This is a genomic window from Pseudomonas sp. (assembly GCF_035277045.1).
Classification (GTDB): domain Bacteria; phylum Pseudomonadota; class Gammaproteobacteria; order Pseudomonadales; family Pseudomonadaceae; genus Aquipseudomonas.
This window is the reverse complement of record NZ_DATELE010000159.1, coordinates 1-3572: the sequence shown is the minus strand read 5'-3', so window position 1 is coordinate 3572 and position 3572 is coordinate 1. Positions and strand designations below refer to the sequence as shown.

Here is a 3572-nt window from a genome sequence, read left to right as displayed (position 1 = left end):
CCGAAGAACATCCGCAGCCATGAAGGTGATATCGATGAATATGCCCGGCCACCCGGCCGGGCGTTGCAACCTTTATTGAATCATCAGATAAGCAAAGATTCGCTTGATCAACAGCCACGGCTTTACCGCAGTGATGTGTTCCAGCAGGCGATGGGAGCTACCCATCAAACTTGCGACCGAGAGATAGACAACCCATTTGCGGATCAGTCTGGAAAGTCTTCTTTTGATGTATCGCGGCAATCGGTGTGTATCCAGGCTCGTTTTTACTGCCCCTTTAACGAAAAAGCCCGACTCACGGTCGGACTTCAGGTCACCCTCGCTATGCGCAGGACTGGCAGGGTCTGACGATAGTGGCGTACGCGCTCGTGAGGCGTCAAGGTACTCCGGAAAGACGCCTGATAGATGCCCGTTTGAAAGCTTGGCCGAGGGGTACGGAGTGAGCAAGAGATTAAATTTAATTCACACGAGCCCCTTTATTCACAGGGCAATCGACAGGCTTTAAGCCATACTCCATCGATGTTTTTTGAGTAAAGCTGCGTTTCTCAATGTGGCGAAAGCCCGTAAATACGGGCTTCGCGCCCTCTCTCTCCCGTTAACTCCCCCACCAAAACGCAGCAAGTGGTACAAAAATTGGTACGAGCTTGCTCCCCCCTTGCGGCGTCCTGCCGGCGGATTACCTCACTCATATAGTCTCGCTACATCACTCCTCCCTGCACCACCACGACTGCGCGAACAGCGCACCATCCACCTCCTCCACGCCGTTGATGTTCATGCCGCGCTGGGCCATGCCGTTCACATGAGCATCGAGCAGCCTCGGGATGACGACTGCACCCGGCGTCGAGCTGAACACCCAGGCCTGAGTCGACAAGCGGCCAAGGGCGGCGCAGTGGCTTTCATTGATATGGATGTCGCCCAAGACCGGCTCAATCTTGCGCAGCTGTTCGGTGGGGATGGCCACGCCGAGTGCGCGGCGCCGCACGATGAGGAAGCGCATTGTCAGTCCAGCCCGTGGCTGCGCACGCTGTACGTCACCACGCCCCAGATCATGAAGTCGTCGCCTGGCTGCAGATAACGCGACGGGTACCGCTTGTTCTCCGAGGCCAGGATCACGTCATGCTGGGTTTTGACCAGGCGCTTGCACATCGGCTCGCCATTGATCGCCGCGACAACGATGTGGCCGGACCGCGCCTCGATCGAGCGGTCGACCACGATCAGGTCGTCGTTGAATATCCCCGCACCTTCCATGCTGTCGCCATCGATGCGCACCAGGTACATGCTTGGCGCGTTGATGTTCATGAGTTGGTCCAGAGAGACCGGCACTTGGTGGTCGTTTTCGAAGAGGTTGTGGGGGTCCATGGCAAGCTCGATACTGTACAAAGATACAGTATCGTATCGCCCAGTAACGGCCCGGACAATTGCCGGTCAGCGGGTAGGGATCAGTGGATAGTGCCGGCCGGACCTTCCAGTGAGTACTGGGCAAAGTCGGCGACAGCTTGAAAAAGTGAATCGGCCTCCACGCGAAGCCGCTCTATTTCGGCGACTGGCGCGCCGGCATCCTGTGCTTCGTGATACCGCTTCAGCGCTTCGACCGCCTGTTTCATCAGCGGCTCTCCTGCCTTCATCATTCCCTCGAGCGTGACCTTCAATCGCCTTTCTCCTATTCGCTGACCGAGCAGTATAGTCAGCGGCAGGCGTTCACCGCAGCCACAAGCTGCTTCTCGTAGCCCAGCCGCTGCCGGCGTTCGGCCAGCAGGGCGCGGACTTTTACCTCCAAGCTGTCACCCTTCTTTAGCCCAGCTGCCGCCCAGGCAGGCGCGACGATCTCTGGCGCGCGGCATGGCACCTGAACCGGCACCTCGACGCGAACGGTGCGGGTCTCTGGCTCACCTTTTCCGGCGCAACCAGCCAGCGCCACCACCATCCCGATCCCACAGGCGAGCCCAGTAATCGCGCGGGCCGAATCCCAAAGCGAGTCCATTCCGCTCCCACAGATTCGCGATTTCAGCACCACCTTCATAACCCAAGCTCCTGGTCGATGATCGCGCCGGCGGCCATGCATTGATTGCCACCGGTGCGCTCCTGCTGCAGGCGATTGGCCGCGGCATAGTCGACCTGCGCCTCCGTAGCTGCACCGGCAACTGCATGCTTGGCCTGCAACTGTCGCTTCTGGGCTGCCAACTGCAGGTCGCCCAGCGCCTTGCCTTGCTCATTGGCCAGGCCGACCAGGTTGTCGCGAGCAGCCTTGCAGGTGGCTACCTGCCCGGCCGAGGCATCCAGCAGCGGGCGGTAATGCCCGGCCGACTGCCACACGCCGAGCGCTGCGCCCAGGCCGACCAGCAGCGCGTAGCCAGCCAGCGCCGCCAGCCCCCGACCGACACCGGCCGTCACCGCGATCATGCCAGCGCCCTCCGCACGCCCTCGTCGATCACAGCAGCGGTGTACGGGCTGCCGCCGTTCTCATGAATGATGATGCTGAGCACCATCCCGCGCAGGGTGGCTGGATCCTTGATGTTGATCGAGTCGGTCGGCTTCACGCCCAGGCGCTTGGCCACGGCCGCAGCATAGGCCTGGGTGTTGTTCTCGCTGGCCGGCGCCCACCGACTCACAGTCTCGAGCACAGTATCGATGCCCTTTCCGCCCACCCCAGGCATGCCGTCCTTCCCGCGGTAGTTGATGAGCAACTTGCCGAGGGCGCGGATGCCGTTCTCAGGCTCATCGAACCAGGCGAACCGGGCGCCGGCGGCGCGCTGCTCCAGGCCGAGCTGCCCTACCCAGTTATTGCGAGGGTTGAAATCGATGTTGCCGGGGTTGTTGTTGCGCACGCCGCGGGGAGTACTCATCAAACGCCCTCCTGCGCGGTTGGCTCGGCTGCCTCTGCAACCTTCGCGGTCACAGTCACGCGGGCGGTGTAGCGCTTGAGCAGCTGGGCGGTACGCACAACCGCACCAGGTTGGGCCGCCAGGATCTCGCGAGCTGCTGCGTCAGCCTGCTCTTCAGTGGCAAATTCGGACTGGTGCACGGGATCGAAGTTGTTGCTGGTGTTGATGACGATGAAGGGCATGGGTTTTCTCCAGGCAAAAATAAACCCGCCGGAGCGGGTGCGTTGGGATCGGGTTGTATCAGGCCGGCGGCGCGGGCCAGTCGATGGCGGTTGGATATGCGGCTTGCGAAGGAATGCGGTTCAGCGCCACGCGGTACTTCTTCCACAGCTTGAGCTGCGCTTCCTCTTCCTCGGTGGCGTCGTCGATATCGACGGCGTCTTGTAACGGGGTGATGGCGTAATCAGCCGCAGATCGACGGGACTCGATCTCGCGCTGAGCATGGGTCAGCGGGTCAACCGGAAGTGATTCCGGGATTTCCTCCGCAGGGAGTTCGTCCACCGAGACGTGCAAGGTGATGCTGTGCAGCAGGTCAGAAGGTTCACCGTCCTTTTTCACCTCTACAACCAAGGCATCTTCTGCCTTGCTGATCGCCACCTCTGCACCAGCATCCATTTGATTCAGCACGTAGCCCCATCCTTCGGGCGGCGGTGCCATTCCGTTGGTCCCGTAGACGAGGTACTGCCCGGGTCC

General features: G+C 61.0%; 9 protein-coding genes. 1 reads left to right on the top strand and 8 read right to left on the bottom strand.

Going from position 1 to position 3572, the window contains the following annotated elements; translation table 11 throughout:
• Positions 1-345 (top strand): hypothetical protein (locus tag VJS90_RS07840; protein ID WP_324120705.1); only part of this gene is annotated, 345 nt, incomplete at its 5' end.
• A gap of 355 nt (positions 346-700) precedes the next feature.
• On the opposite strand, the gene VJS90_RS07835 is transcribed toward VJS90_RS07840, so the two are convergent.
• The 8 genes from VJS90_RS07835 to VJS90_RS07800 form a co-directional block, all read right to left on the bottom strand.
• The gene (locus VJS90_RS07835; protein ID WP_324120704.1) at positions 701-994 is read right to left on the bottom strand and encodes a hypothetical protein; all 294 of its coding nucleotides are present in this window, start codon (positions 992-994) and stop codon (positions 701-703) included.
• A 2-nt stretch (positions 995-996) separates the two neighbouring features.
• Positions 997-1356: a LexA family protein gene (locus tag VJS90_RS07830; protein ID WP_414704910.1), complete on the bottom strand. Its 360-nt coding sequence runs from the start codon at positions 1354-1356 to the stop codon at positions 997-999.
• Between the two features lie 80 nt (positions 1357-1436).
• A complete protein-coding gene (locus tag VJS90_RS07825; protein ID WP_414704909.1) occupies positions 1437-1646 on the bottom strand; it encodes a hypothetical protein in 210 nt (69 codons plus the stop codon).
• 35 nt (positions 1647-1681) lie between these two features.
• On the bottom strand, positions 1682-1921 hold the full coding sequence (locus VJS90_RS07820) for a hypothetical protein (protein ID WP_414704911.1): 240 nt from the start codon (positions 1919-1921) through the stop codon (positions 1682-1684).
• Positions 1922-2013: 92 nt separating this feature from the next.
• Positions 2014-2397: a hypothetical protein gene (locus VJS90_RS07815; RefSeq protein WP_324120699.1), complete on the bottom strand. Its 384-nt coding sequence runs from the start codon at positions 2395-2397 to the stop codon at positions 2014-2016.
• Entirely contained in the window at positions 2394-2840 is a 447-nt protein-coding gene (locus tag VJS90_RS07810) for a structural protein P5 (RefSeq protein ID WP_324120697.1), read from the bottom strand. The genes VJS90_RS07815 and VJS90_RS07810 overlap by 4 nt, the downstream gene beginning before the upstream one ends.
• Positions 2840-3061, bottom strand: coding sequence for a hypothetical protein (locus VJS90_RS07805; RefSeq protein WP_324120695.1), 222 nt, complete (start codon positions 3059-3061; stop codon positions 2840-2842). The genes VJS90_RS07810 and VJS90_RS07805 overlap by 1 nt, the downstream gene beginning before the upstream one ends.
• Positions 3062-3119: 58 nt before the next feature.
• A partial coding sequence (locus VJS90_RS07800; protein ID WP_324120693.1) for a tail fiber assembly protein occupies positions 3120-3572 on the bottom strand: 453 nt, incomplete at its 5' end.